The 24,968-nt window shown below is 62.9% G+C and carries 29 protein-coding genes and 1 pseudogene; 16 read left to right on the plus strand and 14 right to left on the minus strand.

Annotated features, from left to right (window positions below):
* Nucleotides 1-347: 347 nt before the first annotated feature.
* From SF06_RS18070 to SF06_RS12090, 8 genes are all read left to right on the plus strand, one after another.
* Complete coding sequence (locus SF06_RS18070) at nt 348-581, plus strand: hypothetical protein (RefSeq protein WP_081993434.1); 234 nt, start codon at nt 348-350, stop codon at nt 579-581.
* A gap of 95 nt (nt 582-676) precedes the next feature.
* Entirely contained in the window at nt 677-1,105 is a 429-nt protein-coding gene (locus tag SF06_RS18075; protein ID WP_076380835.1) for an Imm50 family immunity protein, read from the plus strand.
* 99 nt (nt 1,106-1,204) lie between these two features.
* Nucleotides 1,205-1,534 (plus strand): DHCW motif cupin fold protein, encoded by a 330-nt coding sequence (locus tag SF06_RS18080; RefSeq protein ID WP_074467482.1) that lies wholly within the window; start codon nt 1,205-1,207, stop codon nt 1,532-1,534.
* Between the two features lie 83 nt (nt 1,535-1,617).
* Nucleotides 1,618-1,929, plus strand: coding sequence for a hypothetical protein (locus SF06_RS18355; RefSeq protein WP_139326697.1), 312 nt, complete (start codon nt 1,618-1,620; stop codon nt 1,927-1,929).
* Nucleotides 1,930-2,041: 112 nt separating this feature from the next.
* Nucleotides 2,042-2,470 carry a VOC family protein gene (locus SF06_RS18085; protein ID WP_076380833.1) on the plus strand — a complete coding sequence of 143 codons (429 nt, stop codon included), beginning with the start codon at nt 2,042-2,044 and terminating at the stop codon, nt 2,468-2,470.
* Between the two features lie 646 nt (nt 2,471-3,116).
* Nucleotides 3,117-3,596, plus strand: coding sequence for a YqhA family protein (locus tag SF06_RS12085; RefSeq protein ID WP_039561674.1), 480 nt, complete (start codon nt 3,117-3,119; stop codon nt 3,594-3,596).
* A gap of 129 nt (nt 3,597-3,725) precedes the next feature.
* Nucleotides 3,726-4,040, plus strand: coding sequence for a YdhR family protein (locus SF06_RS18090; RefSeq protein ID WP_076380831.1), 315 nt, complete (start codon nt 3,726-3,728; stop codon nt 4,038-4,040).
* A gap of 586 nt (nt 4,041-4,626) precedes the next feature.
* On the plus strand, nt 4,627-5,484 hold the full coding sequence (locus SF06_RS12090; protein ID WP_039561676.1) for an alpha/beta fold hydrolase: 858 nt from the start codon (nt 4,627-4,629) through the stop codon (nt 5,482-5,484).
* A gap of 12 nt (nt 5,485-5,496) precedes the next feature.
* Here SF06_RS12090 and map read toward each other — a convergent pair whose 3' ends face one another.
* Nucleotides 5,497-6,309: a type I methionyl aminopeptidase gene (map, locus tag SF06_RS12095; RefSeq protein WP_039561678.1), complete on the minus strand. Its 813-nt coding sequence runs from the start codon at nt 6,307-6,309 to the stop codon at nt 5,497-5,499.
* A complete protein-coding gene (locus tag SF06_RS12100) occupies nt 6,306-6,563 on the minus strand; it encodes a ParD-like family protein (protein WP_052199809.1) in 258 nt (85 codons plus the stop codon). The genes map and SF06_RS12100 overlap by 4 nt, the downstream gene beginning before the upstream one ends.
* 153 nt (nt 6,564-6,716) lie before the next feature.
* Between SF06_RS12100 and queC the strand changes: the two genes are divergently transcribed.
* Genes queC through queE form a run of 3 tightly spaced genes read left to right on the plus strand, consistent with a single transcriptional unit; the run spans nt 6,717 to nt 8,481 of the window.
* Nucleotides 6,717-7,424, plus strand: coding sequence for a 7-cyano-7-deazaguanine synthase QueC (gene queC / locus SF06_RS12105; RefSeq protein ID WP_039561681.1), 708 nt, complete (start codon nt 6,717-6,719; stop codon nt 7,422-7,424).
* A complete protein-coding gene (gene queD / locus SF06_RS12110; protein WP_039561683.1) occupies nt 7,412-7,768 on the plus strand; it encodes a 6-carboxytetrahydropterin synthase QueD in 357 nt (118 codons plus the stop codon). The genes queC and queD overlap by 13 nt, the downstream gene beginning before the upstream one ends.
* Entirely contained in the window at nt 7,765-8,481 is a 717-nt protein-coding gene (gene queE, locus SF06_RS12115) for a 7-carboxy-7-deazaguanine synthase QueE (protein WP_039561684.1), read from the plus strand. The genes queD and queE overlap by 4 nt, the downstream gene beginning before the upstream one ends.
* An 8-nt stretch (nt 8,482-8,489) precedes the next feature.
* On the opposite strand, the gene SF06_RS12120 is transcribed toward queE, so the two are convergent.
* The 3 genes from SF06_RS12120 to SF06_RS12130 all read right to left on the minus strand — a co-directional run bounded on the left by SF06_RS12120 (nt 8,490) and on the right by SF06_RS12130 (nt 10,436).
* Entirely contained in the window at nt 8,490-9,296 is an 807-nt protein-coding gene (locus SF06_RS12120; RefSeq protein ID WP_039561686.1) for an alpha/beta fold hydrolase, read from the minus strand.
* Nucleotides 9,297-9,315: 19 nt separating this feature from the next.
* Nucleotides 9,316-9,936 carry an isochorismate family cysteine hydrolase YcaC gene (gene ycaC, locus SF06_RS12125; protein WP_039561688.1) on the minus strand — a complete coding sequence of 207 codons (621 nt, stop codon included), beginning with the start codon at nt 9,934-9,936 and terminating at the stop codon, nt 9,316-9,318.
* A 95-nt stretch (nt 9,937-10,031) separates the two neighbouring features.
* Nucleotides 10,032-10,436 carry a RidA family protein gene (locus SF06_RS12130; RefSeq protein ID WP_039561690.1) on the minus strand — a complete coding sequence of 135 codons (405 nt, stop codon included), beginning with the start codon at nt 10,434-10,436 and terminating at the stop codon, nt 10,032-10,034.
* A gap of 124 nt (nt 10,437-10,560) precedes the next feature.
* Here SF06_RS12130 and SF06_RS12135 point away from each other — a divergent pair, with 124 nt between their 5' ends.
* Nucleotides 10,561-11,472, plus strand: a complete 912-nt coding sequence (locus SF06_RS12135) for a LysR family transcriptional regulator (protein WP_039561694.1) — start codon at nt 10,561-10,563, stop codon at nt 11,470-11,472.
* A 112-nt stretch (nt 11,473-11,584) separates the two neighbouring features.
* A complete protein-coding gene (locus SF06_RS12140; protein ID WP_039561696.1) occupies nt 11,585-11,992 on the plus strand; it encodes a hypothetical protein in 408 nt (135 codons plus the stop codon).
* A 318-nt stretch (nt 11,993-12,310) separates the two neighbouring features.
* On the opposite strand, the gene SF06_RS12150 is transcribed toward SF06_RS12140, so the two are convergent.
* A complete protein-coding gene (locus SF06_RS12150) occupies nt 12,311-13,072 on the minus strand; it encodes an NYN domain-containing protein (RefSeq protein WP_039561700.1) in 762 nt (253 codons plus the stop codon).
* 430 nt (nt 13,073-13,502) lie between these two features.
* Here SF06_RS12150 and SF06_RS12155 point away from each other — a divergent pair, with 430 nt between their 5' ends.
* Both SF06_RS12155 and SF06_RS12160 read left to right on the plus strand, forming a co-directional pair.
* Nucleotides 13,503-13,991 carry a DUF3015 domain-containing protein gene (locus tag SF06_RS12155; protein ID WP_027590475.1) on the plus strand — a complete coding sequence of 163 codons (489 nt, stop codon included), beginning with the start codon at nt 13,503-13,505 and terminating at the stop codon, nt 13,989-13,991.
* 93 nt (nt 13,992-14,084) lie between these two features.
* Nucleotides 14,085-15,940 (plus strand): annotated as a pseudogene (locus SF06_RS12160) (Lnb N-terminal periplasmic domain-containing protein).
* Nucleotides 15,941-16,022: 82 nt separating this feature from the next.
* Here the strand turns inward: SF06_RS12160 and SF06_RS12165 are convergent.
* From SF06_RS12165 to SF06_RS12190, 6 genes are all read right to left on the minus strand, one after another.
* Nucleotides 16,023-17,072 carry a urate hydroxylase PuuD gene (locus tag SF06_RS12165; RefSeq protein WP_051587438.1) on the minus strand — a complete coding sequence of 350 codons (1,050 nt, stop codon included), beginning with the start codon at nt 17,070-17,072 and terminating at the stop codon, nt 16,023-16,025.
* Between the two features lie 72 nt (nt 17,073-17,144).
* Nucleotides 17,145-17,993, minus strand: coding sequence for an alpha/beta hydrolase (locus SF06_RS12170; RefSeq protein WP_037008908.1), 849 nt, complete (start codon nt 17,991-17,993; stop codon nt 17,145-17,147).
* A 194-nt stretch (nt 17,994-18,187) separates the two neighbouring features.
* Entirely contained in the window at nt 18,188-18,733 is a 546-nt protein-coding gene (folE, locus tag SF06_RS12175; RefSeq protein ID WP_027590473.1) for a GTP cyclohydrolase I FolE, read from the minus strand.
* Between the two features lie 140 nt (nt 18,734-18,873).
* A complete protein-coding gene (locus tag SF06_RS12180) occupies nt 18,874-19,434 on the minus strand; it encodes a Smr/MutS family protein (protein WP_027590472.1) in 561 nt (186 codons plus the stop codon).
* 34 nt (nt 19,435-19,468) lie between these two features.
* Nucleotides 19,469-19,777 carry a hypothetical protein gene (locus SF06_RS12185; RefSeq protein WP_027590471.1) on the minus strand — a complete coding sequence of 103 codons (309 nt, stop codon included), beginning with the start codon at nt 19,775-19,777 and terminating at the stop codon, nt 19,469-19,471.
* A 75-nt stretch (nt 19,778-19,852) separates the two neighbouring features.
* Nucleotides 19,853-20,446 (minus strand): cysteine hydrolase family protein, encoded by a 594-nt coding sequence (locus tag SF06_RS12190; protein WP_027590470.1) that lies wholly within the window; start codon nt 20,444-20,446, stop codon nt 19,853-19,855.
* Nucleotides 20,447-20,622: 176 nt separating this feature from the next.
* Here SF06_RS12190 and prmB point away from each other — a divergent pair, with 176 nt between their 5' ends.
* Nucleotides 20,623-21,531 (plus strand): 50S ribosomal protein L3 N(5)-glutamine methyltransferase, encoded by a 909-nt coding sequence (gene prmB, locus SF06_RS12195; RefSeq protein WP_437123622.1) that lies wholly within the window; start codon nt 20,623-20,625, stop codon nt 21,529-21,531.
* On the opposite strand, the gene SF06_RS12200 is transcribed toward prmB, so the two are convergent.
* Entirely contained in the window at nt 21,532-23,259 is a 1,728-nt protein-coding gene (locus SF06_RS12200; protein ID WP_039561706.1) for a thiamine pyrophosphate-binding protein, read from the minus strand.
* 87 nt (nt 23,260-23,346) lie between these two features.
* Nucleotides 23,347-24,957 carry an FAD-binding dehydrogenase gene (locus tag SF06_RS12205; protein ID WP_039561707.1) on the minus strand — a complete coding sequence of 537 codons (1,611 nt, stop codon included), beginning with the start codon at nt 24,955-24,957 and terminating at the stop codon, nt 23,347-23,349.
* Nucleotides 24,958-24,968 lie beyond the last annotated feature (11 nt).

Here is a 24,968-nt window from a genome sequence, read left to right on the forward strand (position 1 = left end):
GTAGTGGGAGAGGCTGCGGGAATGGCATGTGTCGGATTGGTCGGTATGGCGTGCGTGGAACGGCGGTGTCGACAGCTAGGTGATCCGGGACAGGGTGCAAGTGGGGTAATAGACGAGCATGGAATACCAGCAAGTCGGCGCACGGCCCTTGGCGGTTGAGCAACACCCCGGCACTGAGGCTGGCATTACCAGTGCGGTACTTCACGAACTTGGGGCTGCCGGCCATTGCGGCGCGGCAGGAATATATTCATCGAACCGCCGTGTACGTGACCCGTATGCACGGTGGTGTGGGAGGAGAGGCGCCGTGAGGCGTCTCCCTATCCCGATTATGTACCAATGGAAGGCCTATGTCGCTCCCCAAAGACAGAGTTGTAGTCGCAAGCGATGTAAATCCTAGAGACGGGATCGGCATTGAAATTTACAGAGATGACGAATTAGTCGTTGAAATTTTCAGGGATGATAGAGACAGAACTCGCACAGTAACTGTATTCAAAGATTCAATTTCGCTTGAGTTAATGGAAGAATCTATTCAAATATTCAAAAAAGAGATTCCTTGGGACTTCATTGAATACGAGGAATAGGCACATAACAATGCACTCAACTGCCGCTCACTTCGTTCGCTGGGCGTCCAAAAGCTACGCTTTTGGACGCCCGTTAGTTTAATCGTTAGGCTCGCATGAAAACTACAAAGCTAATCCACGGATCGGAGAAAGTTGTTGAAACCCTAGGGTTCTGGCCAGGCTTCCATGACGCAGAGGTCATATCCTTTTCCGCATCGCGTGCGCTGCCACTAGACGCAAACTCTCCAATTGCAAATTTGGTCGTGCGTGTCAGGCAGTACACTGAGGTTGGTGCAGGAACCGCCGACTATGAGTTCGCAATCACCAAAAGCATCTTGGTAAATTTTACTTTTGGTGGCATCAGCGACATATCCATATCAGAGTTCAATCACCAGAACGTCATAAATTCAATCAAGTTCACGCCTATCGAGAATGGAGAAATAATAGTCCTAATTGAATCAATTTGGGGTTTCGGTGGCAAAATAAAATGCAGTTCGGTCTCAGTTGAGTCCGTCCAAGAGCTACCAGTTGTTGTGCGCGCCTAACAATGCGCTCAACTATCGCTAACTTCGTTCGCTGGACGTCCAAAAACTGCGCTTTTGGCCGCCCCTTAGCTTAATCGTTAAAACGTTATGGGCCTCGCCATGGAAATTAGAGGAATACCATTCGGGACCACCGACTGGTCGAAAATTGAAGCGACGGAGCATCATGGCGAGACGGGTGCCGCTTACTGGAGAACTTGCCAGTTTGGAGTTATCCGTGTTCGCATGGTTGAGTACACGCCAGGTTATCTGGCAGATCATTGGTGCTCAAAAGGTCATATCCTTTTATGCTTGGAAGGCGAACTCGATACAGAACTCCCTGATGGGCGCAGGTTTACCTTGGCTCCCGGAATGAGTTACCAAGTGGCTGACGGAGCAGAACCGCACCGCTCATCCACAAAGGTGGGTGCCAAGCTTTTTGTGGTTGACTGAAATTTCTAATAGGTGGTTCACGTTCGCTTGCACAATGGGGCGTCGCCGCCTCATAACCTGAACGTTAGGCCAAGGAGGCCCGCATGAAAGCATTCGCCGCAATCCTTTTGGCACTGTTCGCAGGCCTGCAGGCGCTAATTGCCTGGTATTGGTCTCACACAACAGCCGCCGAGCAACTCAAGAGTGTCTTCACCTCTATGTATGGAAGTGTGCCCGCTTGGTCCGAGCTAGCCTTTTCTATTGGCGCAGGCTGGCTCGCGGCACCAATCGTTATTGTGCCTTTCTTGTGGCATCCATATTTGCAACAGGCATACGGTCTTATCTTGGAGCGGCCTCATTCGCGGCTTTTTTCATCACCATCCTTATGGTGTATGCCATGTACCCAGTACATCTAATGCTTACCATCAAGGCCTAGGGGTCTAACAATTCATAGAAGGACGCCTGCTAAAGCTTCACCTGCGCGGCCGCCGCTTAGGTTCAGCGCTATGCATCTAGGAGACAGAAACATTGAAGCCTCGAATTTCCGTTATCACACTTGGCGTAGCTGACCTTGAGAAAGCTGTCCGGTTTTACCGGGATGGTCTTGGGCTTCCGACCGAGGGAATTGTTGGAAAAGAGTTCGAGTATGGGGCTGTGGCATTTTTCGATCTAAGTGCCGGCCTAAAGCTAGCTCTTTGGCCGAGGCAGAGCCTTGCTCATGATTCTGGACTACAACTGAAGAGTCCGAGCTCGACAGAGTTTTCCATTGGCCATAACGTGATGTCTAAATCCGAGGTTGATGAAGTAATGGCACAGGCTGAAAGTGCCGGTGCCAGCATTGCAAAACCAGCAAATGATACTTTCTGGGGTGGTTACGCTGGTTATTTTAAGGATCTTGATGGCCATTTGTGGGAGGTTGTCTGGAATCCGCAGCTACTTCCGGAGCAAGATGCATAAAAGTCGGCTGTTTTCGCCCTTTTGGGGCTGGGTATAAGGTGGAAAAATGGATCTTAACCAGCAGCTAGACCTAAGATGCCCAAAATGCGAAACAAGAGTTTCGCAAAAGGTTCAACGCCGAATGAATAGTTTCTGGGGTGGTCTATCGGTGGCTGTGTGCGAAGGGTGTAAGGCTAATATCCAATGGCACCACTCCTTGCATCGTCGATTCAGAGTTGGTGGCTTTCTCTTCAGGTGCGGACTGTTTTTAGCATTGGCCTCGTTGGCGAATTTCATCACTCAGAACAAGGGGCTTGCATCATTACTGCTAATTGCAGGGGTGTTTCTCACTTTCTCTGGAATTCTCTGGACCTATACGAAGCATGAGAACATTAAGGTTGAGGTTGTAGAGAAGACATAACAATGCGCTCAGTTGTCAATGATTTCACTCGTTAGCTTGATAGTTGTGTGCTTAAGGAGAAGCAAGTTGGAAATAAGGACTCTGCACTTTGTGGTTGCTGATAAGTCCGCAGCAAGTCTGTAGCTCCCGTGTTCGACTAATGCAGTAAATGGCATGATTTTAACGGGGTGATAGACGGTCCGGTGAAATCGGTTAAGAGGAAGATCTGAGTCTACAATTTAAGTTTTGACGCGGCCCGGAGGAGTTATGATTGAGAAAGTTTTCAGGGGAAGTCGGTTTACCGTGTTGGTGGCGGTTCTTATCTGTGCGGTGTCGTCTTTGCTCTTGTACGGTGCCTCGGTTAATATAATTTTCAATACCGCGCTGGATTTTGTTCGTGATGTGCCTGCCTCTGCTGACGGCGGCAAAATCCTTGCGGTTCGCCTCCTGAAGCTGTTGGATCTTCTGCTGATCGCGATCACCTTTCAGATTATGGCGGTGAGCCTCTACCGTCTGTTTATCCGTCCAACGTCTATTGATGAAAAAGAAGCCAAGAACCCTCTGGATATTAATAGCTTTCATGATTTAAAGATAACGATAAGCCAGGTGACTGTTCTGATTTTGGTGGTCCTGTTCCTTGAGCAGGCGGTACAGATTGGCGCTACGATCGCTACGCTATATTTTGGTGCTGCCATCGGTATCGTTATTTTGGCCTCGGTATTTGCGTGGAAGAATATAAAGCACTGATGCGGAATGCACAGTTTGACGCCGCCTGCTGTTGCATGCTTTCTCGTTTAGGCTTCACTTCCCTTGCAACGCTTCGCGTTATTCGGCGTTCTGCGTATTTGACGAAATTTATAACGGAAGGGGGTTCGCATGATTACCGCAATCACGACGTTTCAGTTGCCAAAGCCGATTACTCGAGAGGAAGCGCGAAGCGTTTTCCTCAGCACGGCTCCAAAGTATCAGGGCGTATCGGGACTTTTCCGTAAAACCTATATCTTGTCGGAAGATGGGCGTACTGCTGGCGGAGTCTATCTCTGGCGCTCTCGTGCTGACGCAGAGGCGGTATACACCGAAGGCTGGAGGAATTTCGTACAGGAGAAGTACGGCGCAGCACCGCTAGTTACGTACTTTGATAGTCCTGTTGTAGTTGACAATGTTACGAACGAAATTCTTACGGATGAGTAGCATTGGAATACGCATTCGGCTGTTTACGGACAATGCAGACGCATTGCTGAACCCGGCACGCGACACGGCTTGCCGCTCCGCAGCCCATGTCGCGTGCCTTTTCGCGCTGCGTTGAGGCTGTAGAAACAGCTGCCGCCTCCCACACCGCCCATACCTCCCTCGTAAGCCGGCATAACCCACACCTGGGTCGGCCGAGGCACCGCATACGCCCATCACGAACACCACGTGACCGGTGGCGTCTGCAAGGTTCTGAAAATCGGCCCTTTTCCGCGGCCCGACGACCGTTGGGCGGATGGATGCGATTTCCTCGGGCCTGACTTGTTGCCGTCACACACCACTGCTTCACTGGGGGCGCTAACAAGACAGAGCGGTGCCCGCCTCGGGTCGAGGCGCGACACGCCACGCGCGGGATGACCCGCCACACATGCCCCCATCCATCAGCCTGCCGGCCAGTTCGTCTTCGGTCGCCGGGGGCCTTTTTTACTTATGCCTGCCGAATCGTGCGCAACCGGGAACCCGCGCGCGAGGGGTAAGGCATGCCGGATGAAACAGGAACTCGTCAGTTGCCATTAGGGAGGCACGCCAGATGAAAGCGGAAATCGCTGTGCTGGATATTCAAGGAACTCACCGGATCTACACGGAGCTGCATCGCAGCCGGACGCCTGCAGGGACCATCCTGCTGGTCAATGGCTCGCTGTCCACCCTGGCATCCTTTGCCCAGACCCTCCGCTACCTGCAACCGCACTTCAATGTCGTGCTGTTCGACCTGCCGTATGCCGGCCACTCGCGGCGCCACAACAACCATCAGCGGCTGCTCAGCCGCGAGGACGAGGCCGACATCATCGTTGGGCTGATCGAGCATTTCCGCGCCGATTGCCTGCTGTCGTTCTCCTGGGGCGGCATCGCCAGCCTCAAGGCGCTGGCGCGTCACCCCCGGCATCTGCGCAAGGCGGTCATCTACTCGTTCTCGCCAGTGGTCAACGGCGCCATGCTCGACTACCTGGAGCGCGGCTCCCAGGTGCTCGGCGCCGGCGACCGCGACGGCATCGCCGCGCTGGTCAACGGCACCATCGGCAAGCACCTGCCGTCGCTGTACCAGCGCTACAACCATCGGCACATCCGCTCGCTGGAGATCTACGAGTACGCGCAGATGAAGTTCCACGTCGACACCGTGCTGCACCACGAAGGGCGCTCCTGCGTCAGCCAGGCCGATGCCATCGACATTCCGTTGCTGTTTCTCAACGGCGAGTGGGACGAGTACACCACCGCCCAGGACGCACGCCTGTTCGCCCAGCATGCGCGTCATTGCGACTTCCACTGCGTGGCCAGGGCCGGGCATTTCATCGATGTCGAACACAAGCGCGCCTGCCTGGAGACCCGCGACGCGGTACTGGACTTCCTGCGGGTGCCGGCCATCGTGCAGCGGCAAACCGTGGCGGTCTGAGCGCCGGGCGCCTCAGGCCTCGACTGTCACATGCCTGGCCAGGGCCGGGCAGGTGTCGCCGGCGTCCGGCCACTGGGTGAGCACCTCGTAGCCGTCTTCGGTGACCGCGACCATGTGCTCCCATTGCGCGGAGAGGGAGTTGTCGCGGGTGACCACTGTCCAGCCATCGGCGAGGCTGCGCACCTGGCGTCTGCCGGCGTTCAGCATCGGCTCGATGGTGAAGATCATGCCCGGCTGCAGGCGCACGCCGCTGCCGGGGGTGCCGAAGTGCAGCACCTGCGGGTCATCGTGGTAGACCCGGCCGATGCCATGGCCGCAGTACTCGCGCACCAGGCCGTAGCCGCCACGCTCGGCCACGCGCTGGATGGCGTGGCCGACATCGCCCAGCGTGGCGCCCGGCCGCACCGCGCGAATGCCGGCCCACAGGGCTTCGTGGGTGGCTTCCACCAGTTGGCGCGCCGCCGCGTCGGGCTCGCCGACGAAGAACATGCGGCTGGTGTCGCCGTACCAGCCATCGCGGATCACCGCCACGTCGATATTGACGATGTCGCCGTCGCGCAGCACCTGGGCGGACGGAATGCCGTGGCAGACCACCTGATTGACCGAGGTGAGGATGGTCTTCGGGTAGCCGTGGTAGCCCAGGTTGGCGGGAATACAGCGCTGCACGTTGACGATGTGCTCGTGGCACAGCGCGTCCAGCTCGTCGGTCCTGACGCCGGCCTGCACGTGGGGCGCGATCATCGCCAGCACCTCGGCGGCCAGCCTGCCAGCCTCGCGGGCGCAGGCGATTTCCTGTGGCGAGTGCAGGGGAATGCGGCGGCTCATGCGTTATCTCCCGCCGCGCGCGGCAGCGGTGGCTCTGCCGGCAGCGCGCACAGGCGTCCGATATCCAGTCCGCCCTCCTGCTCGGCGCGAATCAGCAAGCGGGACAATTCGCGGTAGTCCAGGTCCGGATACAGCTCGGCGAGCATGCCCAGGCGCATCCAGTGCTCGGCCTGGGCATTGATCGAACGGCTGAGGGCAACGCTGGCGGTGCGCAGGTTCTCGTGCATGCCGTCGGAGATTTTGACGATTCCCATGAGGTGATCCGTATATGGAATGTATACGGTGCGTAGCTTAATCGTATGCGTGTCAGCCGGCAATCCACGCCAGCATGGACAAGCCGAAGCAGGTCGTTACAATGGCCGCCGCGTTACCGGTCGCAGCCTACCCGGACAAAACAAGGACACATCATGAACGCTCTGTTGATCTGCTCCGGCGGATTCGACTCCGTGACCCTGGCCTACCGGCTGGCGGCGGAGCACGCCCTCGGCGCCTTGCTGACCTTCGACTACGGTCAGCGCCACCGTAAAGAAATCGACGCCGCCCGCCTCGCCGCCCAGCGCCTCGCCGTGCCTCATCTGGTGATGGACATCGGCCCGATCGGCCGCCAGCTCTCCGGCTCCGCCCTCACCGACGACATCGCCGTGCCCCACGGCCACTACAGCGAAGAGACCATGAAGGTGACGGTGGTGCCCAACCGCAACGCCATCATGCTCACCATCGCCTTCGGCGTGGCCGCCTCGCGCGGGCTGGACACCGTGGCCCTCGCCGTGCACGGCGGCGACCACTTCATCTACCCCGACTGCCGCCCCGACTTCATCCGCCTGTTCGGTGAGATGCAGGCCCGAGCACTGGACGGCGTGGCCGAGGTGGCGCTGCTGGCGCCCTACGTGCACACCGACAAGACCGAAATCGCCCGCGACGCGGCGCGCTTCGCGGTGCCGGTGGCCGACACCTGGTCCTGCTACGAAGGCGGCGAGATCCATTGCGGGCGCTGCGGCACCTGCGTGGAGCGCATCGAAGCCATGGCGCTGGCCGGCACCCCCGACCCGAGCCCCTATCAGGACGCGCAGTACTGGCGCGACGCGGTGGCGAGGGTCAACGCATGTACACGATAAAAAAAGAGTTCCACTTCTCCGCCTCGCACCAGCTCAAGCAGATGCCCGCGGGCCATCCCTGCGCGCGCCTGCACGGCCACAACTACGTGGTGGTGCTCGAGCTCAGGGGCGAGCAGTTGAACCCGTACGGTTTCGTGCGCGACTACCTGGAACTGAAGCCATTCAAGGACTACATCGACGATACCCTCGACCACCGCCACCTCAACGAGGTCTTGGGTGACGAACGCACCACCGCCGAACGCCTGGCTCGCCACCTGTACGACTGGGCCCGCGCCCGCTGGCCCGAGGTGAGCGCCGTGTCGGTGTCGGAAACGCCCAAGACCTGGGCGGAGTACCGGCCATGATCGCCATCAGTGAGATCTTCGGTCCCACCATCCAGGGCGAGGGCGCGCTGATCGGCATGCCCACGGTGTTCGTGCGCACCGGCGGCTGCGACTTTCGCTGCAGCTGGTGCGACACCCGCTATGCGGTGGATCCGGTGTTTCGCGCCGATTGGCAGCCCATGGACGCCGAGGCGATCCTGGCCGAGATCAACCGGCTGAGCGGCGGCGAGCCGATTCTGGTCACGCTGTCCGGCGGCAACCCGGCGCTGCAGCCGCTCGAACCCCTGTTGCTACTCGGCCAGCTGCAGGGCCACCGCTTCGCCATGGAAACCCAGGGCAGCAAGGCGCAGCCCTGGTTCGACGCACTCGACTATCTGACCCTCAGCCCCAAGCCGCCGTCCTCGGGCATGCCGTTTCGCCAGGACCGCTTCGACGCCTGCCTGGCCGCCGCCGGGGCCGAGACCCAGGTCAGTCTCAAGCTGGTGATCGTCGACGAGGCGGACTACCAGTGGGCCCGGACCCTGGCTGCCAATTACCCGCAGTTGCCGCTGTTCCTGCAGCCCTGCAACCCGACACCGGCCACGACGGAGCAGCCGGAGCGCGAGGCCGACACCCAGGCCCTCAACGCGCAGCTGCGCTGGCTGGTCGAGCGCATCGCCGCCGACCGCTGGTACCGGCCCCGGGTGCTGCCGCAACTGCACGTGCTGATCTGGAGCAACGAGCGGGGCGTCTAGTGCCGTCGTTAATGGCGCGGGAGGCTCGCCAGAAACCGTTCGATCTCGTCGTTCACCGGCTCCGGATCGGTGACCGGCCCCATATGCCCGAGTCCGGCGAAGTCGACCCGGCGCACGTCGGGCAGGGCGCCGGCCAGCAGACGGGCCACGGCCAGTGACGAGGCGGGCGAGCGCTCGCCGGTCATGTACAGCACCGGCATGTCCAGGCGGCGGAAGGCATCCAGCGGGGTGGGGTCCCGGGTCAGCGCATGGGCCCAGTGCGGGATATTGACGATGCTGGCCAGGATGGCCGGCCTGCGCTCCTTCGGGATCTGTTGCCACGCGCCGGGTTCCATCCAGTAATCGATGAAGCACTCGGCGGCAGCGCTCGGGTCGTTGGCCTCCAGCGCGCAAATGGCGGTGGTGACGGTGCTGCGGATGCCATCGGCGGCATTGGGTGGCGGCGACTCGGCGTCGAGCAGGGAGAACAGGGTCGGCTCGTACAGCGCCAGGGCGCGCACCTTCTGGGAATGACGCAGCGCGGCGAGCAGGGCAATGGCGCCGCCATAGGAGTGGCCCACCAGCACCAGCGGCGGCCGGGCGCGCAGCAGCAGCGGTTCGATCAGGTCGACCTCGTCGGCCAGGGTCAGCAGCCGGCCGCCACCCCAGTGCGGCGTCTTGCCGGCGCCGTAGCTGTCCGGTGCGAACACCCGGTAATCACCGGACAGCCGCTCCATGAGACCGCGCCACTGGTTCGAGCTGCTGGCATTGGCGTGGAAGCAAAGCACTCCGCAGCCGTCGCCGGCGGTGCGGAAGAAGGGTTCGACAGGCGTCATGCGCGCCTCCGCAGGCCCGCTATTTCGCGTGTTGCGCGTAGCTGACCATCAGGTTGCGATAGTCTGGAATATGCCTGGCGAACAGGCTGCCCAGGCCCTCGACGTCGTTGCGCCAGTCGCGGTGCAGCTCGCAGGCGACGCCGAACCAGCTCATCAGCTGCACACCCGCGGCACTCATGCGCGCCCAGGCCGAGTCCCGGGTCAGGGCGTTGAAGGTGCCGGAGGCATCGGTGACCACGAACACCTCGAAACCCTCCTCGATGGCCGACAGGGCCGGGAAGGCCACGCAGACTTCGGTGACCACACCGGCGATGATCAGTTGCTGCCGGCCGGTGGCCTTCACCGCTGCGACGAATTCCTCGTTGTCCCAGGCATTGATCTGCCCGGGCCGGGCGATATAGGGGGCATCGACAAAACGTTCCTTCAGCTCGGTCAGCAGCGGCCCGTTGGGGCCGTTCTCGAAGCTGGTGGTCAGCAGGGTCGGCAACTCGAAGTAGCGGGCCAGATCGGCCAGTGCCAGCACGTTGTTGACGAACAGGTCCGGCTCGATGTCGCGCACCAGGGAAAGCAGGCCGGTCTGGTGATCGACCAGCAGCACGGCGGCGCGTTGCTTGTCGAGCCGCCGGTAGGGGATGGCCATGGTCTTGCCTCCTAGCCTCGGTCGGAGTCCGGGCATGACCTTCTGAGTGCGCGGCGCGAGGTCGGGTTCCGGCGGGGGCGTCGCCGGTCCGGGGGTTAGCGTTGATTCGGCTCCGGCAACCTGGCCACCACCTTGATCTCGAAGGCGAAGCCCGACAGCCAGGTTACCCCGACGCCGGTCAGGGTCGGGTAGGGCGCTTCGCCCCAGTAATCCGGCAGCACCTTCATGAGCGTGTCGAGGCGGGATTCGGGGTCGACCACGAACAGGGTCACGTCCACCACATCCGCAAAGGTGCAGCCGGCCGCTGCCAGCGCCGCGTTCAGGTTGTCGAAGGCCAGCCGTGCCTGGGCCTCCAGGTCCGGCTCGGGGGAGCCGTCTTCGCGACTGCCGACCTGCCCGGATACGAACAGGAAGCCGTTGGAACGAATGGCCGGGGAATAGCGGTTGCGCTCGTACAACGCCTGCCGCCCGCTGGGAAACACCACATCACGCTGTGCCATAAGGCCTCCTGAAAGGGTCGTTGACCCGAAAAAATGACCCGCCCACTTTAGAGTCGCCAGATGAGGCGATAAACGCGCAAAATCCGCCCTCACTGTTTTGCATTTCCAAACAATCGGAGCGCGCATGGATCGGTTCGAGGCGATGCGGGCGTTCGCCTGTGTGGTGGAGGTGGGCAGCTTCACCAAGGCGGCCGAGCACTTGCACCTGAGCAAAAGCAGCGTCACCCAACTGGTGCAGCAGCTGGAAACCCGCCTACGAGTGAAGCTGCTCAACCGCACCACGCGCCGGGTCGGCCTGACGCCCGACGGCGCCGCCTACTACGAGCGTGTGGTGCGCCTGCTGGCCGATCTGGAAGATGCGGAAGCCAGCCTGACCGGCGCCGCCGCTCAACCGCGCGGTCGTCTGCGGGTGGAGGTGCCCAGCCCGCTGGCGCGCCTGGTGCTGATTCCCGCCCTGGCGGATTTTCATGCGCGCTACCCGGATATCCAGCTGGACATGGGGGTCAGCGACCGGGTGGTGGACCTGATTGGCGAGCATGTGGACTGCGTGATCCGTGGCGGCGAGCTGGCCGACCAGTCGCTGGTGGCGCGCCGCATCGGCAGCCTGCGCCTGCAGGCTTACGCGGCGCCGAGCTACGTGCAACGTGCCGGCGTTCCCCGGCATCCGCAGGAACTGGAGGACAGTCACCACCGCATCGTCGGCTTTCTCTGGGCGCGTACCGGCAAGGTCCAGCCCTACGCCTTGCAATGTGGCGACCAGCGCCTATATGTGCGCGGCCGTCATATGCTGGCCGTCGACGACGGCAATGCGTACCTGGCCGCCGGCCTCGCCGGGTTGGGCGTGCTCTGGCTGCCCGACTACATGGGCGCGCCGCACCTCGAACGGGGCGAACTGGTGCCGTTGTTCGAGGAGTGGCACGTCGAGCCCATGCCGCTGTATGTGGCTTTCCCGCCGAACCGGCATGTGAGTGCGAGGTTGCGAGTGTTTATGGATTGGGTGGCCGAGGTGGTGGGGCGCTGGGCGCCGGTTGCCTAGGCTTTGCACGGAAAGTGCTTGGGCTCAGTGCTTGGGCTCGGCGAAATCCGGCCTGTTTGACGCGGCGGGGCGCGGTCGGCTTCACTGCCCGCAGAAACGGAGGGTCGTCCCCATGTTTGTCTGGCTACTAATTGTCACCCTGGCCGTTTCGGCCGCGGTCTGTTTCCTCGTCGCACGCATTTTCGACAAGCCGATCGGCAATATCCTCGCCCGGCTGGTTTCCGGAGAGCTGGGATCGGCGTGGCACCGCTACATCACCTTCGCCATTTATGTGGTGGGTATTTCCGGTGGGGTGCGCATCTGGGCGCTGGAACAATATGTGACGCCTCGCGCCAAGGACGAGGAAATCATCGAACTGAACACGGCGCGCTGGGTGCTGGAGGTGTACCGAACCATCATCGAAACCCTGCAGGGCATCGCTTGGATGCTGCTCGTGTTCTTCATCTTTGCGCTGATCGCCTACGTTATTCTGCGTGGCTTCGAGCTACGGCATGCCAGGAAGGAGCAGGAAAAGCAGTAGGCTGGCCTCTTCGATCGGATCGGCCTGTGTGTCTGGAGCGGCTTATCACGCTCTTCAGGCAGGAGCCTGGTTGAGAAAGTAGGTCCCAAGGCCATGCACTACCGGAAGGATCATTAGTCCGAAAAAGGCCATTACCCGATACGTTCGGGTGCTTCGGTACCTTTCAAGAAGGCCGAGGAGGGCGATGAAAAGGCAGTAAGCGGCCAGCAGGCCAAACAGATCGCTGTCGGCAATGGCAGCCAGGTAGCTGGAAAAACTCATCGGTGTCAGCCCACGGGTAGGGTTCTGGTATTGAAAGGGCTATCGGCTTCGCCTGGCTCAGCACGTGGTGAGTTCGGGAACGGCCTGCGCTGTCTGCTTGCGGATCGGTCGGATGAACATGGCTGTTCCATCAAACCGCATGTCGATTTCAAAAAGCTCCGATACCCGGATCAGATCGCCCAGCTTCTGATATCCATAGTTCACCGCCGAAAAAGAGCTGTTGTTTCGTATGTAATCGCCGACGTTGCTCAGGTTCGACCAGCCATCGTCGTCGGCGGTCTGATCGGCCGCGGTTCTGAGCAGGCGAACCAGGCTGGTGTCACCGCGGAGTTCGTTGCGGGTCTTTTTCTTGGGGCGTTCGGCAATAGCCTTTTCATCATCGGGGGAACCCATCAGGTTCTCTACGTAAATAAACGACGTGCAGGCTTGAACGAAGGGCGAGGGTGTTTTTTTCTCGCCAAATCCGTAAACAGGGAGGCCACTTTCCCGTAGTCGATGTGCTAACGGTGTAAAGTCGCTGTCGCTGGTCATGAGGGCAAAGGCATCGATGTTCTTGCTGTACAGCAGATCCATTGCGTCGATTATCATCGCTGCGTCGGTGGCGTTCTTTCCTTTCGTATAGACGAATTGCTGCATGGGTCGGATGGCAAAGGGGTGAAGACGTTCGACCCAGCCGGTTAAATGTTCGCTTTTCCAATCCCCGTGGGCATGGCGGACATTAACCATGCCGTATTTGGCCAGCTCTTCCAGAACCCCCTCGACGGCGTTGTGGCTGACATTGTCGCAATCGATCAGGAGGGCGATACGCGTCTGCTGCACGGCAACTTCCTTGTCAAAGGCTGAGGCCAGAACGGTGCCATTGATTCAGCGCCTGGGCAAGGGTCGATGCACAGCTCCAGGGCGGGTGTGCAGGGTGGCGGGCGGTTGAGCTGCTCGTACGGTGGTCCGTGCTTCAGTATCGGCATTGCCGGCAGCACGCAGAACAGATAGCTACCGGCGTTTGATGGTCAAACCGTAAGCGTTCGTACCAGATTCGTTCCTGATATCACGTCGAAGTGATCCAGTTCACACTTTTAGCCCCGGTACTCATGACGGTTATTTGATCCGCGTCAGACCCCGCAGGAGGTTTCCGAGTACAAATTGCAATCAGCACTTATGTGCCTTGACAGCTCTAGGGTGATTGCCGAAAGCTGTAACCCCTGTCGGGTTAGCCGACACTTAATGATCGTCTTGAAGAAGAGAAATAACTATGAAACGGATTCTGCTCGGTACTCTGATTGCTGCCGCCTCGCTGAACGCATTCGCTGAAGCGCCGGGTGGCCCGAACTGCGGTTGGGGCAACATGCTGTTCGAAGGTCAGAAGGGCCTGCCGTCGCACCTGGTGGCTTCCATCACCAACGGCACTTCCGGCAACGCCACCTTCGGCATGACCTCCGGCACCAACGGCTGCTCCACCAACGGCACCCTGACCTACGGTGGCAAGTCGATGCTGGTGCTGGGCAGCATCATGAACGAGCTGTCCGAAGACATGGCCAAGGGTGAAGGCGAAGCGCTGACCACCTTCGCAGTCGTGCTGGGCGTGCAGCCGGAAGACCGTGCGCACTTCTCCGCTGTGACCCACAGCCATTTCAACGAAATCTTCAGCTCGGCCGACGTCACCGCCGAGCAGGTCCATGCTGCTACCCTGGCAGTGCTGAAGAAAGACGCACGTCTGGCTCAGTACGCCGACAAGGCCTAACAAGGCTGCGGGCGTTCTACGGGACGCCCGACTCTTTTCGGTATGCCCGCCACGGCGGGCATATTCATGTGCTCCTCCCGCTATTGGCTTTTCATGCTTCGACGCTTGCTTCCCCTTTTGCTGAGCGGCGCTTGTAGCTTGTCGCAGGCTGCCCCGCACATCACACCCGACCGTTTGCAGATCCTGGCCAATGAACCGTTCTGGTTGTCCCTGGGGCACTACGAGCGCGGCACGCTGGGCGGCTGGCGCAGCTATGTCGACGATGATGAATATTTCCTTGCCGAGCATGGGGAGAAGGACCCGCTCGCCGAGCTGAGAGCGACTATCCCGGCCTTGTACCGCGACCCCGCGCTCGGTGACCGCCATCCGCAATGTCTCTATCCGGCCCGCACGCGCTGGCTGCGCGACCAGCTGTCACTGAACGATCTGCCGAAGGTGAATTGTGCGGAGTTCGACACCTGGTACAACGACATCGCGCCGCACAGCACCGTGCTGGTGTTCCCGGCGGCCTACCTGAACAGCCCTTCGTCGATGTTCGGCCATACCTTGCTGCGCATCGACCCCGTGGATATCGACCGCGAGGGCAGCCCACTGCTGAGTTCTGCAATCAACTTCGGCGCCTAATCGAGGGCATGGACAACAGCATCCTGTATGCCTGGAAGGGGCTGATGGGCGGGTATCCCGGATTGTTCTCGCTGATGCCTTACCGCGAGAAAATCAGTGAATACAGCCGCCTGGAGAACCGCGACCTGTGGGAGTACCGCCTGAGTCTTACCGCGGAGGAAACCGGGCGCATGCTGGAGCATGTGTGGGAGCTGCGGCAGATCCAGTTCGATTACTTCTTCTTCGACGAAAACTGCTCCTACCGGTTGCTCGAGCTGCTGGAAATCGCCCGGCCGGGGCTTGAGCTGACCGATCAATTTCCCCTGACCGCAATCCCTGCCGATACCGTGCGGGCGGTGAAGGACGCCGGGCTGATCGAGCGCATCGATTACCGACCTTCCCGTGAGCATGAGCTGCTGGCGCGTGTCGCGCCGTTGGATAGCCACGAGCAGGGCTGGGTACAACGTCTGGCCGAAGATGACACCGTGCTGCAGGATGGCGAATATCTGGCCCTGCCGGCCGAACGCCGCGCGCTGATTCAGGACGGTGCCTACCGCCTGCTGCGCTACCAGAAGAGCGGCGCCGAGCGTGATGCTGCCACCGCTGACCGCAGTTATCGCCTGTTACAGGCGATCAACCGCAACCCGCCGCCGCGCCTGGACGTCCAGCGGCCGCTGTTGCCCGAAGACGGCCATCGGTCGCGCGCCTTGCTGTTGGGTGTCGGCAATCGCGGTGATCGCGCCTTCGCCGAATACGGCCTGCGCATGGCGTATCACGACCTGCTCGACAACCTTGACGGTTTTCCGCTCGGGGCGCAGATCGAGCTGGGAGAGTTGAGGGTGCGCCAGTACGAAGGCAATCACTGGCAGGTTCAGCAATTTGATCTCATCAGTATCCGTTCGCTCACGCCGCGTACCCGCCTGCTCAAGCCTTGGTCCTGGCAAGTTGCAACCGGCGCTGAGCGGGTGCTCGGGATAGATGGAAAAGAACGCCTGGCAGGCTATTTCAACGGAGGGGGCGGTTTCTCCTGGAGCCTTGGCGAAGGACTGCTCGGATTCGCCATGGGAACCGTACGCCTTGAGCACAATCGTGACTTCGCCGCCGCGCTCAGTCCGGCAGCCGGTTTCGATACCGGTCTGCTCTGGCGCAATGCAGCTGGCAATTTGCTGCTCGAGGCCCAGGGCGACTATTTCCATAACGGTGAGGTGCGCCGGCGCCTCAGCCTCAGCCAGCAACTGGAGTTGAGTGAGAATCTCGGCATCCGAATGAGTGCGCAACGCGAATTCAGCCAATGGTCCTCGCCGGAAACGGAAGTGCAGCTGCAACTGCGCTGGTATTTCTACTAGGCAGAGGCGGCGCTCGGGTCAGTAACCGCGGGACAAACGCGACTGGCGCAGGCCGCTTCGTGCCAGCCAGAGCGTTGTCCGCCTACTCGATCCTCCCGCCTTTTTCGATCCACAACCCCAGCAGATCCCGCTCGGCCTGGCTCATCTGGGTGAGGTTGGCCAGCGGCATGTTCTGGCTGGCCACGGCCTGTTCATGGATGGCGCGCTTCCAAGTGAGGATCTGCTCTGGCGTGTCGAAGGTCGGCACCAGCGGAGTGGCCTGGAAGACCGGGTTGCTGGGTGTGCGGGAATGACACTCCAGGCAGCGGTCCTGGATGATGCGTTGCACCAGGGCGAATTCCCGGTGGGTGTCCAGTGGCTCGGGCGTCGGGATGGCGTGCTTGAAGGCCGCCGCGAACGACGGTGCTGCCGGTCTGGCGCGGGCTTCGCGTTGCAGGCCGTCCGGCATGGCGACATACAGCGCCAGCACGCCGAGGGCGCTGGACAGCGCCCATTTCGGCGTCAGCGCCTGCTCCAGTCCGTACCAGATCAGCACCAGCAGGCCGCCGATCAGCAGCAGCAACTGCCAGGCGTAGGGATTGGCCATCAAGTCCGGCGCGTGGGCGCAGAGCAGGGTGAACAGCAGGGGCAGGGTCAGGTAGCGATTGTGCCGCCTGCGCAGGGTCGCGCGCGCGGCGCAGGGCTGGGTTGCCCGGCTCGCGCCGTGCAGGTTGCTGGCCATTAGGGTCACCAGCAGCGCGCCGCTGTGCAGGTAGGCGCCGCTGGCGCCGAACAGCTGGTGGTAGCCCCACACGGCGTAGCCGAGCAGGCCGTAGAGCACGAACGCCAGCAACAGCGGGCGGCGCTGCAGGGCATCGCATAAAGCGCGGTAACCGAACCAGGCGGTGGCCAGCGTACCGACCGTGACCAACACCGCTGCTTCGGGGCGCAGTACCGTGTCGCCGAGGGATACCGGCGCCGGCAGCAGGCACCAGGCCGCAACCGCCAGCAGTGCGGCCTGATGGCGCATCGTCAGGCGTGGGGCGGCGCAGGGATCAAGGGGGAAGGTGCGCGCCAGCACGTATAGCGAAGCCAGCCAGAGCGCGGCGGCCAGTAAGGCCAGCCAGCCGAGGGTGAGGGCCAGGGCATCCATGCGATGGGTCTCCGTGTAACGGCAGCTTCTCCGTCTGCCGTTCTTTCAGAGACAGGCCATCGCCCGACTGGTTCAGGGCGTTGGCACCTGCTGTTCCAGCCACTTCACCAGTTGCTCGCGCCAGTGCCGGGTGTAGAGCATTTCGCCGTGGCGGCGCTGCGGATCCAGCCACAGCCAGACTGGCGGGGCGGCGGTGTGGTAGAGGCGCTCGCCGTGGCTGCAGGGCACGGTAAGGTCGGCGCAGCCGTGCAGGATCAGCAGCGGCATGGGTGGGCGCTGATGCAGGTAGCGGTCGGGGCTGAAATCGTCGCGGATGGTCCAGGCCAGCGGGTAGCGCAGCGGAGAGGTCAGCCAGACATCGCCGAGCTTTTCCCGGGCGATCAGCCGATAGCCGGAGAACGCGCTGTCCAGCACCAGGGCCTGCACGTCGCCGGGCTGGCTGTGGGCGACCACGGTGGCTGCGGTGGCGCCGCCCAGGCTCTGGCCGTAGACCACCAGCGGCAGCTGCTCTTGTCGTGCCCGGGCCACCGCCCAGGCGAGACCGGCGCGGGCATCCTGGTTGACGCCGTGGATATCCGGAGTGCCTTCGGAAAGGCCAAAGCCCCGGTAATCAATGAGAAACAGGTCCCAGCCATGGCGGTTCAGCCAGCTCATCGCCACGTAATGGGTGCTGATGTTCTCGGCGTTGCCGTGCAGGAAGTAGATCAGCCCGCGACGGGGCTGGCTCCGGGCCGGCAGGTACCAGCCGTGCAGGCGGGTGCCGTCGGCGGATTGGAAATGCACGTCCTCGTAGGGCACACCGGCCTGCGCGGGGGTGCCGCGCAGGCCGGGCTCGGGAAAGTAGAACAGGTGGCCACAGCCGGCGCAGAGGGCCAGCAACAGGCCGAGCAGGGCGTGGCGGATCAGAAGTGAGGCAGCCATGTCAGTCCGTTTCGCTGCGTGTGTCGTCGCGTTTTTCCCGGTGCGTGTTCAGGTGCAGCGGCTGAATTGGCGCGCGGAGCACGTCGGCTCCGGAACCCATTGGCGTAAATCACAGGCCCAAGGGCTCTAGCAAGAGCTCCTTGGGAAGCTGCGAGTCCTGTCGCGAAGCAACTTCCGCGACGTTTGCGGCGACCTCAGCGGATCAGGCTGAGAAATTCGCTGCGCGTGGCGGCATTGCTGCGGAACTGGCCGAGCATCACCGAGGTGACCATGGAGGAGTTCTGCTTCTCAACGCCGCGCATCATCATGCACATGTGCTGGGCCTCGATGACCACCGCTACGCCAGCGGCGTCGGTGACCTGCTCGATGGCCTCGGCGATCTGCCGGGTAAGGTTCTCCTGGATCTGCAGGCGGCGGGCGTACATGTCGACGATGCGCGCGACCTTGGACAGGCCCAGCACCTTGCCGTTGGGCATGTAGGCCACGTGGGCCTTGCCGATGAAGGGCAGGATGTGGTGTTCGCACAGCGAGTACAGCTCGATGTTTTTCACCAGCACCATTTCGCTGTTGTCGGAGCTGAACAGCGCACCGTTGGTGACGTCTTCCAGCGTCTGCTCGTAACCGCGGCAGAGGAACTGCATGGCCTTGGCGGCGCGCTTGGGCGTATCGCGAAGGCCTTCGCGGGCGACATCCTCGCCGAGTTGTTCGAGGATCGAGCTGTAGTGTTGTTCCAGTGACATTGGTTTACCTGTCGGGCATGGAAATGAGCACGAGGCGCGCAGGGTAGGGACGCAAGCGTCCGGCTGCAAGCCTCACGATACCCGCGCGTGGCGTGGGTCGTCGTTTCTGCATGAGGAATTATCGCTTGCCGTGCGGCGCTTCATTCGTCCCGGCCGTCCAGCATGGTGCGCTTGAGCAGCACGTAGAGGGCGCCGGTGCCGCCGTGGCGCGGCAGGCAGGAGGTGAAGCCGAGCACCTGCGGATGCTGGCGCAGCCAGGTGTTGACGTGGCTCTTGATCAGCGGGCGCTTGCCGTCCAGGCGCGCGGCCTTGCCATGGGTGACGCGCACGCAGCGCACTTCCAGCTTCGCGGCCTCGGCGAGGAACTCCCAGAGCGTCTCGCGGGCCTTTTCCACGGTCATGCCGTGCAGGTCGAGGCTGCCCTCGAAGGCGATCTGGCCGGCCTTGAGCTTGCGCATCTGGCCATCCTGCACCCCGTCGCGGGCCCAGTGCAGTTCGTCCTCGGCACCCACGTCGATGACGAACTGGTCGGACAGGCCATCGACTCGGAGCGTGTCACTGCGCTGGGTGGCGTTCTGTCGACGGTTGGCCAGTTGCTGGCGATCGGCGCGTGGCTTGCCGGTGTCGGCGCGATCGTCCTGGATGCGGCGAACGCCACGCACGGCCTGGCTGAAGAGGGAAAAATCGTCGTCTTGGTTCATGCGACCTCCTGAGGGCCGCTAGTTTACTCCCGATTCAGTCGCGCTTTTTCATCAGGTGCGGCGACAGGCCGAGATCCTCGCGGATGCGCAACCGCTGGCGGCAGTGGCGCCAGATGAAGATACCCAGGATCAGCAGGGCGATGCCCAGCAGGAGCAGCGTCCAGGCATTGGCGGGGCTGTCGTTCAGTTCGCCGAGGGCAGGCGGGCGGCCCAGCAGGGTGGCGGTGCCGGCCATGACCAGCAGAACGCCCAGGGTGGCGCCGAGCGCGCCGGCCAGGCCGCCCAGGCGCCAACTCCAGCGGCGTGGCGCCGGGCGGGTCGAGAAATTGTCGGAGAACTTCATGCCGTTGCACCTCACGAGCCAGCCGGTGTGAGACCTGGGCCGGCTGCGCGGGTTCGCTGGCGGGCGACGGGAGGCTCAGAGCACGTCGCGGGCGTGGGGCACCACCACCGCAAAGTTGTCGGCCAGGGCGGCCATTTCCATGCGGTGCAGGTCGGCGGCAGCCAGGGTGCCTTCGCCCAGCGGGATGTCGCGGGTGGCGATGGCCGCATCCACCAGGGTGCAGCGGTAGCCGTAGTCCTTGGCGGCACGCACGGTGCTGCTGATGCTCGAATGGGTCATGAAGCCGCAGACGATCAAGTCCAGATGTCCGTGAGCCATCAACCGGTCATTCAGGTCGGTGCCGGCGAAAGCGTTCGGCAGGCGCTTCTCCACCACGGTTTCGCCCGGTTGCGGCGCCAGTTCCGGCAGGAAGTGACCCCGCTTGCCTTGCGGGTCGAGCAGGCCGCCGGGAATGCCCAGGTGGCGCACGTAGATGATGGGGCGGCCCTGGCTGCGCGCGGCGGCGATCAGCTCGGCGATCTGCGCCATGGCGGGCTCCAGGCCCGGCAGGGCCAGCGTGCCCATGCGGTATTCCTGCTGCGGGTCGATGATCAGCAGGGTGGCATTGCCCAGCGTGGCCGGCGCATAGGCGCGACCGTACAGTTGGAGCATGGAAAGCGGCTGGGTCATGGGTATCTCCTGAAACGCGAGGACGGCATTGTGGCCTCAGTGGTAACACTTGTGAATCGGCTTGCGACGTTTTTCCAGCATCAAAATGATGGCACTTGGTCCCATTGCGCGGGACGGACGGTCTTGCTTGGGATAAAATGCCGCGCATTTGCCCAGGAGAGTTCATTGTGTCCGTTCTGCCCACCCGCCTTCGTACCTTGCGCGATTACATTCGCTGGGCGGTCAGCCGTTTCCAGGCTGAGGAAATCTACTTCGGGCATGGAGCCGACAACGCCTGGGACGAGGCCCGCCTGCTGGTGCTGGGTGCCCTGCACCTGCCGTACGAAATGACCGACGCCTACCTGGACTGCCGCCTGGAAGACCACGAGTGCGACCTGCTCGGCAGCCTGATCGAGCGCCGCGTGGTCGACCGCGTACCGACTGCCTACCTGCTCGGCGAGGCCTGGTTCTGCGGGCTGCCGTTCAAGGTGGACGAACGCGTGCTGGTACCGCGCTCGCCGATCGCCGAGCTGATCAGTCAGCGTTTCGCGCCCTGGCTGTCGGCCGAGCCGGCGCGCATCCTCGACCTGTGCACCGGCTCGGGTTGCATCGGCATCGCCTGCGCCTACGCCTTCCCGGAAGCGGAAGTGGTGCTCGGCGACCTGTCCTTCGATGCGTTGGAAGTGGCCAACTGCAACATCGAGAAGCATGGACTGGAGGATCGCGTCTACACCGTACAGGGCGACGGCTTCGATGGCCTGCCCGGCCAGCGCTTCGACCTGATCGTCTCCAACCCGCCCTACGTGGACGCCGAGGACTTCGCCGACATGCCGGACGAGTACCACCACGAGCCGGCCCTGGGCCTGGCCTGTGGCGATGACGGCCTGGACCTGGTGCGGCGCATGCTCGCCGAAGCCGCCGACCACCTCACCGAGCAGGGCATCCTGGTGGTGGAAGTGGGCAACAGTCAGGTGCATGTGCAGGCCCTGTACCCGGAAGTGGACTTCACCTGGCTGGAGTTCGAGCACGGCGGCCACGGCGTGTTCCTGCTGGCGGCGAAGCAATGCCGGGAGCACCAGGCACTGTTCCGCAGCCGTCTTTCCTGATCAACCGGTCACCCGGCGCCACAGGGCGCGGCCGATCACCCGCACCTTGTCCCGGGGCGTGAAGCGCTTGAGGGTGGCCTTGACCACCCCCTGGGTGAAGCGAGTGCGCTTGGAGTAATCGACGCGCACATCCACCAGCACCGGGCGGTTCTGCGCGGCGAGTTGCAGCGCCTGGCGGATGCCCTCTGCGCAGCCGTCGTTGCCGTCGATGGCCACGAAGGCGGCGCCGGTCGCCTCGGCCAGGGCTTTGACATTGAGCGGCTGTAGCACCGTGCAGGTCTTGCGGTTGTAGGGGATTTCCTGGGCCTGGGCGATCTGCGACAGCTCGCCATCGTTGAACACGAACAGCGGCACGCCCAGCCGCAGCTGGCTGGCGGTGAGCAGCTCCAGACCGGTCATGCGCAGCGCGCCGTCGCCCACCACGCCCACCACGGTCTTGTCCGGATTGGCCAGCTTGGCGCCGATGGTCGCCGGGATGCAGTAGCCCATGGCGTTGAAGTCGCTGGGCGACAGGTAGCGGCGCGGGCCATGGATCGGCATCAGCTCGGCGATCAGGAAGGTGTGGTTGCCGTCGTCGGCGACCACGATGGCCTCGTCGTCCAGCTGGCTGCGCAATTCGGCGAAGAAGCGCGCCGGGTTCACTCGACCCTGGCTGTCGTGCTTGAACCACTCGTCACGGTAGGCCGCCTTGTCGGCGCGGATACGCTCGGCCATACCGCTGCGCGGGGCCGGCTGCAGGGTTTCCACCTCGCGCAGCAGGGCAGGGATGAGCTGCGCGGCATCGCCCTCGAGCGTGACCCGGGCAGGGAAGTTGGCGTTGAACACCTCCGGATTGATGTCCGCGTGAATCAGGCAGTCCGGCACCGGCATGCTGTAGCTGCCGGTGGGGATTTCCGAAAAGCGCGTACCTACCGCCAGCAGGCAGTCGCAGCCGGCGAAGGCGTTGGCGGCCGCCGGCACGGCATAGTCGCCGAAGCCCATGCCCACATGCAGCGGGTGATTGCCGGGAAAGGCACTCAGGCCCTGCAGGGTGGTGCAGGCCGGCGCGTCCAGCAGCTCGGCCAGGCGCACCAGCTCGGCCTGCGCGCCCACCGCGCCCCAGCCGAGGAACAACCCCGGACGCTTGGCGCTGACCAGCAGGCGCGCCGCCTCGCGCAGGGCCTCGGCGTTCTCCTGCGGGGCGGCGATGGCTTGCTGGAAGGCCGGCATCTCGTCCACCTCGCCGAGGAAGTTGCCGATGTTGTACGGCAGTTCGACGAATACCGGCCCAGGCTCGCCGCCGGTGGCGATGCGGTAGGCCTCGTACAGGGTGGGAATCACCTCGGCATGGCTGCCGATGCGGAAAGTGGCTTTGGTGATGGGCTTGAGCAGGGCGTGCTGGTCGATGTCGTGCAGCTGGTAGCGGTAGGGGCTGTCGCTGTGGATGCCGCCGGAAATGATCAGCATCGGGATGCCGTCCAGCCCCGCCTCGCCGATGCCGCTGGCGGCGTGGGTGACACCCGCCGCCGGCACGATCACCAGGGTGCCGATGCTGTCGCTGGTGCGGCTCACCGCATCGGCCATGAACGCCGCGCCGCACTCGTGGGTGACCAGCACCGGCTGGATCTTCTCCGAGGCGTTCAGCTCGTCATACAGCTCGGTGTTGTGCACGCCGGGTATGCCGAAGGTAAAACGCACGCCCAGCTGTTCCAGGGCAAAACGCGCCAGTGCCGCGCCGGTCTTCTTCATGTCCTGCTCCTTGTGAATGTTGTTGTGTGGCAAGGCCTGAACCGAAATCTATGGGGAAGGCTCGCGAACAAGTTTGCTCCTGCAGAATCAACCACCTTGTGCAATCGCCTGTGCCGCGCGGCGGCCGTTGAATACGCAATTGCTCAGGAATGTCCCCTCCAGCGAACGAATGCCGCTGATCCCACCGCCCCCGAAGCCCGCCGCCTCGCCGGCCGCGTACAGCCCGGGCACCGGTTGGCCCGTCGCGTCGAGCACCCGCGACTGCAGGTCGGTGAGCATGCCGCCCATGCTCTTGCGGCTGATGATGCGCTCGCGGATGGCAATCAGCGGGCCGGCCTTGGGGTCGAGGATTGGCTGGTTCCTGCAGGTACGCAAGCGGTCGCTGCGCCACTGGCGCAGCTGGGCCAGGCGGCGCAGTTGGTCGTCGTTGTGCAGCGCCGGGCCGCGCTTGAGCATGGCGTCGTAGGCCTGCACATCGGCACGCATGCCAGCCAGGTCCACCGGCAGCGGGCCGAGGGCGTTCATGCGCCCGGCCAGTTCCTCCAGCGTGTTGCCACTGACCACGTCCGGGCAGCGCTCCAGCATCCAGTTCACCAGCGCCTTGTTGCCGGTGAGGGTCTGCCAGATCAGCCTGACCAGCTTGCGGTCGCGGAACAGCGGGTTGGTATCCGTGCCGGAAATGGCCATTTCCTTGATCGCGATGCGCCAGTTCATCAGTTGCCAGCTGTACTGGCCGGGTAGTCGGCCGACGCGCTTGCACAGGTCGTGGGTGTCGAAGCCGGTGACCAGCGGCTGCGGACCGATACGCCGGCCGTGGGCGTCCAGCCACAGCGCCGAACGCGGCGGAATCAGGCTCAGCCCGTGGTCGGGGTATTCGGGTTCCGGGTGGGCGATGCCGGCGGCGTAGTTCCACATCTGGCCCAGGTTGACCACCTGGCCGCCCACCGCCTGCACCTGGTCATGCAGGGCGCCGTCGGCGCATGGCGGGGTGCCGCTGAGCAGGTTGTCGGGGCAGGGGCCGTACAGCGCCGTGTCCCAGTGCTGGCGCACCCGGCCGAGATCGCCGCCGATGCCGCCGGTGCACACCACCACCTGTTCGGCCTGCACCCGAAACGCGCCCCATGGGCCGTGCCCGTGACAACCGCTGACCGCGCCGTTGCGCCGCTCCAGGCCCTCCACCCGGTGCTCGAACAGCAGATCCAGCAGGTAGCTGCACGGGTGCGAGAACAGGCGCGCGGCCAGCGTGCCGACCAGCCCGCGCCCGCAGCCCCAGGCCACGTGGTAGCGCGGCAGCGAATTGCCGTCGCCCTGGTTGCCGCGCTCCACCCACTGCACGGCGGGGAAGAAGCGGATGCCCTGGTCATGCAGCCAGTCATAGATCTCCACGCGGTTGCGCGCCACGTAGTCCTCTGCCCAGCGCCGGCCCCATTGCGCGTCCGGCGCGAACTGCGCGGCGCGCAGCCAGTCGGCGAGGAACAGCGCGGGGGAATCCTGGATGCCGTTGCGTTTCTGCTCCGGGGTTTCGCTCAGCAGCAGGCCGCCGAACGCCTCGTTGGCCTGGCCGCCGCAGGCTGAGCGCGGGCCGGCGTCCAGCAGGGTGACGCGTTGCCCCCGGTCGAGCAGTTCCAGCGCGGTGACGATGCCGGCCAGGCCGGCGCCGATCACCAGGGTATCGGCGTGGTGCAGGGAGTTGCTCATGTGCCCTCGGT

This window comes from Pseudomonas flexibilis, from assembly GCF_000802425.1.
Lineage (GTDB): Bacteria > Pseudomonadota > Gammaproteobacteria > Pseudomonadales > Pseudomonadaceae > Serpens > Serpens flexibilis.

Excerpts from the sequence above, each read along its gene's own strand:
- SF06_RS18070 (WP_081993434.1), top strand. The coding sequence starts at position 348 with ATGTCGCTCCCCAAAGACAGAGTTGTAGTCGCAAGCGATGTAAATCCT.
- SF06_RS18075 (WP_076380835.1), top strand. The coding sequence starts at position 677 with ATGAAAACTACAAAGCTAATCCACGGATCGGAGAAAGTTGTTGAAACC.
- SF06_RS18080 (WP_074467482.1), top strand. The coding sequence starts at position 1,205 with ATGGAAATTAGAGGAATACCATTCGGGACCACCGACTGGTCGAAAATT.
- SF06_RS18355 (WP_139326697.1), top strand. The coding sequence starts at position 1,618 with ATGAAAGCATTCGCCGCAATCCTTTTGGCACTGTTCGCAGGCCTGCAG.
- SF06_RS12085 (WP_039561674.1), top strand. The coding sequence starts at position 3,117 with ATGATTGAGAAAGTTTTCAGGGGAAGTCGGTTTACCGTGTTGGTGGCG.
- SF06_RS18090 (WP_076380831.1), top strand. The coding sequence starts at position 3,726 with ATGATTACCGCAATCACGACGTTTCAGTTGCCAAAGCCGATTACTCGA.
- SF06_RS12090 (WP_039561676.1), top strand. The coding sequence starts at position 4,627 with ATGAAAGCGGAAATCGCTGTGCTGGATATTCAAGGAACTCACCGGATC.
- map (WP_039561678.1), bottom strand. The coding sequence starts at position 6,309 with ATGAGCCGCCGCATTCCCCTGCACTCGCCACAGGAAATCGCCTGCGCC.
- SF06_RS12100 (WP_052199809.1), bottom strand. The coding sequence starts at position 6,563 with ATGGGAATCGTCAAAATCTCCGACGGCATGCACGAGAACCTGCGCACC.
- queC (WP_039561681.1), top strand. The coding sequence starts at position 6,717 with ATGAACGCTCTGTTGATCTGCTCCGGCGGATTCGACTCCGTGACCCTG.
- queD (WP_039561683.1), top strand. The coding sequence starts at position 7,412 with ATGTACACGATAAAAAAAGAGTTCCACTTCTCCGCCTCGCACCAGCTC.
- queE (WP_039561684.1), top strand. The coding sequence starts at position 7,765 with ATGATCGCCATCAGTGAGATCTTCGGTCCCACCATCCAGGGCGAGGGC.
- SF06_RS12120 (WP_039561686.1), bottom strand. The coding sequence starts at position 9,296 with ATGACGCCTGTCGAACCCTTCTTCCGCACCGCCGGCGACGGCTGCGGA.
- ycaC (WP_039561688.1), bottom strand. The coding sequence starts at position 9,936 with ATGGCCATCCCCTACCGGCGGCTCGACAAGCAACGCGCCGCCGTGCTG.
- SF06_RS12130 (WP_039561690.1), bottom strand. The coding sequence starts at position 10,436 with ATGGCACAGCGTGATGTGGTGTTTCCCAGCGGGCGGCAGGCGTTGTAC.
- SF06_RS12135 (WP_039561694.1), top strand. The coding sequence starts at position 10,561 with ATGGATCGGTTCGAGGCGATGCGGGCGTTCGCCTGTGTGGTGGAGGTG.
- SF06_RS12140 (WP_039561696.1), top strand. The coding sequence starts at position 11,585 with ATGTTTGTCTGGCTACTAATTGTCACCCTGGCCGTTTCGGCCGCGGTC.
- SF06_RS12155 (WP_027590475.1), top strand. The coding sequence starts at position 13,503 with ATGAAACGGATTCTGCTCGGTACTCTGATTGCTGCCGCCTCGCTGAAC.
- SF06_RS12165 (WP_051587438.1), bottom strand. The coding sequence starts at position 17,072 with ATGGATGCCCTGGCCCTCACCCTCGGCTGGCTGGCCTTACTGGCCGCC.
- SF06_RS12170 (WP_037008908.1), bottom strand. The coding sequence starts at position 17,993 with ATGGCTGCCTCACTTCTGATCCGCCACGCCCTGCTCGGCCTGTTGCTG.
- folE (WP_027590473.1), bottom strand. The coding sequence starts at position 18,733 with ATGTCACTGGAACAACACTACAGCTCGATCCTCGAACAACTCGGCGAG.
- SF06_RS12180 (WP_027590472.1), bottom strand. The coding sequence starts at position 19,434 with ATGAACCAAGACGACGATTTTTCCCTCTTCAGCCAGGCCGTGCGTGGC.
- SF06_RS12185 (WP_027590471.1), bottom strand. The coding sequence starts at position 19,777 with ATGAAGTTCTCCGACAATTTCTCGACCCGCCCGGCGCCACGCCGCTGG.
- SF06_RS12190 (WP_027590470.1), bottom strand. The coding sequence starts at position 20,446 with ATGACCCAGCCGCTTTCCATGCTCCAACTGTACGGTCGCGCCTATGCG.
- SF06_RS12200 (WP_039561706.1), bottom strand. The coding sequence starts at position 23,259 with ATGAAGAAGACCGGCGCGGCACTGGCGCGTTTTGCCCTGGAACAGCTG.
- SF06_RS12205 (WP_039561707.1), bottom strand. The coding sequence starts at position 24,957 with ATGAGCAACTCCCTGCACCACGCCGATACCCTGGTGATCGGCGCCGGC.